This is a genomic window from Cupriavidus sp. SK-3, assembly GCF_000611145.1.
Lineage (GTDB): Bacteria > Pseudomonadota > Gammaproteobacteria > Burkholderiales > Burkholderiaceae > Cupriavidus.
In genome coordinates, this window is record NZ_JFJV02000077.1 from 1 (window position 1) to 3,370 (window position 3,370).

Here is a 3,370-nt window from a genome sequence, read left to right on the forward strand (position 1 = left end):
CAACTATCTCGTTTCATACTACATCTCCTTCTGTTGAAGTGGAGGATTTTGATTCCGTTGTAACGGACACCGCCGCGGCACGGTCAATGAGGCGGTCCCATCGGCTGCTGTGCTTCACCGGCGGGCTCGACGTGGGGACTTCGTATAGGTACGCATGGTCGTTGTAGGCGTGTCTCATAACGAGACCGTGGTTCACCCACCTGATGAGCGTTTCCACATGGATTCCGAGGCGCGCCGCGGCCTCCGGCTTCGTCAACATGCCGCGGTCCCGCAGTCGGTCGAAGCGACAACGGAGTCCGTTTCGTTGCGCGAGATACGAGACGCGCAGCGCAGTGAATCTGAGGTCAGCCTTGCCTGGCCGGACGGAACCGCCAGGGCGGATACCCTGTTCGTTGAGGATGTCCGCGATCTGGGAGCATGTGTGGCTGTCGAGAAGCTTGTCGATAAGCTCCAGGACCTCCGGCCGGGTCTTGACCTGTTGCGCGGAGGATTTGGGGTTCTGTGCCGTCAGGGTCTCTGTCTTGCCGCCCTTGAAGCGGACGTGGATCGTGGTGGTGCCTTCCGCCGGGAGTTTGATCAGCGTGACGTCCTCGATGACATGGGCGAGGAGCCGTTTGCGCTCGCGGTTCGGTAGTCTCTGATCACGCCAGAGCGTTTTGAAGTCGGTCGTCATGGCGACGAGCCGATCGCGGATTGCATCGTCGAGAGCAAGCCGGTCCTCCTGCCGGCCGCGCTCCCTTTCCTCCCGGGCCTGAGCTAATGTGCGCAGCTTGTCGTTCCATTCGCGTTCGAGGGTATCCGCGACCAGACGGTTATTCGGATCGACCAGCATAAATCGCCGCTGCGCGAGATCTGCTTCGAATTGAGCGCGTTCGATCGCACGCAGGCGAAGCCGATCGGCCTCGTCGTACCTGGCCTCGATTTCTCTTCGAATCTCGAGCGCCAACTCGATTGCGGCGGGCGTCATCATGGCGGTGACCAATTCACCGACCGCTTCGTCGATGGATCCGCCCGCAATCGACTGGCAGCACGGTTCACCACGCGTGCCTTGCGCGCGATCGCAGACATACCACGCCTCCTGTCGCCCGCGCCGCGTTGCATACCGGAGACGGAAGTGTCTACCGCAAAGCCCGCAGACCACGCGCCCCTGCAACAGGGCCGCGCCCTCTCGCGGCGGTGACGCTCGCGCGACTTCATATCCGCGACCGTTGGATTCGAGAATCTTGAGATTCTGCTGAAACTGTTCCCAGGCGATGTAGCCGGGATGGGCGTCCGGAATGCAAGCGAGCCAGTCATCGCGCTCGCGCTTTCGAGGCACATGCTTCCCGTCAGCGGTTCGCCGATAGTGCCGTCGGCCGTAGACGTAGGCGCCCGCATAGCGCGGATTGTTCAGCGTGCGGAGGGCGGTCGACGCAGTGAGCGGCTGGAAAGTGATCAGTTCCTCGTTGCGCATGCGGGATGGAAACCGAAGGCCTTCATTCCGGAACACTTTCACTGTCTGGCTCGCAGAGCCTACCCGTGAGAACGTCTCGAAGAAATAGGCAATTATCTCCCTGACCTGCGAGTCTGGGTCGAGCACGACGTTGCCGAGCTCGTCGTACACGAAGCCAGTCGGGAGTGTGCAGCGATACTCGCCGCGGCGCACTTTATTCAAGATCCCGCCGCGCAGTCGGGCTTTGAGGACATGGAGTTCGGCCTCGCTCATCGTTCCCTTCAGGCCGAGCAAGAGCCGGTCGTTGAAGCTGGCCGGATCGTATACGCCATCCTCGTCGAGAATCAGCGTATCGGCGAGGGCGCAGATCTCCAACAGGCGATGCCAGTCGGCATTGTTCCGTGCCAGGCGGGACACCTCCAGACCCATGACGATGCCTGCGCGCCCCATGCCGACGTCTGTGACCAGTCGTTGAAATCCCTCGCGCCAGGACGCCGATGCGCCGGACTCACCTTGGTCGCTATCAATGACAATGATCTGTTCGTCGCGCCAGCCGAGCGCGGTCGCACGGCCGCGAAGGGCGTATTGCCGCTTCGTGCTCTCGACGTTCTCGATGACCTGTCGCATCGACGACTGCCGGACGTAGAGATAAGCGCCCCGTTCGAGGTGGTAGGGTTGAACTTTGCCAGACGCATTCATGGTGTTCTCCGGTCATTGTTCCTCATGGCCATTCTTGCGAGCACGTAAATGATGGCCCGACGCTCAAAGGGCTCGGCTGGTGTCGGAGAGCGGGCCGGGATCGGCTGCAGCCGGGTGGTTCCCGCGGCCAGCATGCGCACCCACCCCCACATGCCTCGCTGGAGAAAGACGACCAGGCCGCTGCGGGCGTCTGGAGGCAGGGCCTCGCCAAGCATGACCGAGCGCAACGTCTCGTACTGCGCGACGATTACGGACGACAGCGCCGACGGGCTCGCCTCGGCCCCGTTTATCTCGGAGTTTTTTTTCCGCCGATTGCGCGCTCAATCGTTCTCGGATGCACGTCGAGGCCAAATTCCTTCTGAATCAGCTTCGCCAGTTCGCGTGCCCGGATCGGCTCGCCGGGAGAAAGCTGCGCCATGAGAAACGCCAGCACGTCGCTCCGGATCTTGTGTGGGCCGCGGGGCCCCCGCTTCTTGGGCACCAGCCCAGCAACACCGCCTTCTTCGAAGTCCGCCCTGGCCTGATAAAAGGTCGGTCGTGAGATTCCATATTCCTCAGATACTTCCGTCACCGATGCCTTCTCGATAGAGGCGCGGCGCAGCATCTCGTACTTCACCTGTACGGCATCGCGCGGATCGAAGAATCCACCCTCCTGAAACTTCGGATCGTGGACCTTATCCGGCGCCGGATTCAGGGTGCCGTCTTCGGCGAGCATGTTGGCCTTCGAGTGCTTGCGGTCGTTACTTGCGGGCACATTCAACTCCAGACAGTCGTGTGTAATAAAATTATGCCGCTAATAGTATCTTGTCAAGACAAGATGTGCTGGCTCGTTTCAGGGAACCGCCTACAAATCTGGTTACATATGGCTAGCTCCCGCCAATTTTCGGCATCAATTACTTTACATAAGCGGCACAATTCTCCTTACATTCGACCAGGGCCTATGATCGGCTGCGCAGGCGCGTCACAAGGTCGGCGAGGGTCATCAAGTCCGCAACCCTGAAGAGCGCACGTCCTTGCCCCATGACGACTTCAGGATCCGGCGCGGCAATGTCGGTCCATTCCGGAGGAACGGAGCAGACGGTTCTGTCGTCGACGCGCAGCAAGAGACGCTTGCCGGAGCGGTTATAGCGCTCGCCAACACAGACGAGCTGCCGGCCGCTGAACGGATGGAAAGGATGGGTTATGAGGACAAGCTGCGTCGAAGCGGCGGGAAGGTCTGCATTCCGAGGTGAGTTACAA

General features: G+C 60.8%; 3 protein-coding genes. All 3 read right to left on the reverse strand.

Annotation, left to right across the window (positions count from 1 at the left end):
• Positions 1–13: 13 nt before the first annotated feature.
• Positions 14–2,131: a recombinase family protein gene (locus CF70_RS08480; protein WP_035863016.1), complete on the reverse strand. Its 2,118-nt coding sequence runs from the start codon at positions 2,129–2,131 to the stop codon at positions 14–16.
• 286 nt (positions 2,132–2,417) lie between these two features.
• A complete protein-coding gene (locus CF70_RS08490) occupies positions 2,418–2,846 on the reverse strand; it encodes a helix-turn-helix domain-containing protein (protein ID WP_051648158.1) in 429 nt (142 codons plus the stop codon).
• Positions 2,847–3,069: 223 nt separating this feature from the next.
• Positions 3,070–3,370, reverse strand: a 301-nt coding sequence (locus tag CF70_RS36520) for a DUF5372 family protein (RefSeq protein ID WP_160172240.1), incomplete at its 5' end; no start/stop codon positions are given.